The 279-nt window shown below is 67.7% G+C and carries 1 protein-coding gene; it reads left to right on the top strand.

Annotated features, from left to right (window positions below; translation table 11 throughout):
• A partial coding sequence (locus AC5RWD_RS23340) for a hypothetical protein (protein WP_494022282.1) occupies positions 1–218 on the top strand: 218 nt, incomplete at its 5' end.
• Positions 219–279: the final 61 nt, after the last annotated feature.

The raw sequence follows: 279 nt of genomic DNA on the forward strand, positions 1-279 counted from the left end.
CCCGGCCAGCCCGGCTTTCCGCAACAGACGGCACCATCACAGAAGACGCAGGCGAGCCCTTCTACGACCAGAACAGCCTCCGCGAACCTGCCTTTGGCGAGCCGAGCATCTCGGGCACCGGCCCCGCTTCCACGCAGTCGCTTCCCACCGGTTCGTCAGCAGGAGCACTGCGGAACATTGCTGACCCGTATACCGAGGGTGGGGGTCGTCCCCTGTGAGCAGCCAGATCCCCGATACCCCGCCGACGGCCGCGCACGCCAAGGCCGACACCACCTCCCT

This window comes from Arthrobacter sp. CMU6, assembly GCF_059090205.1.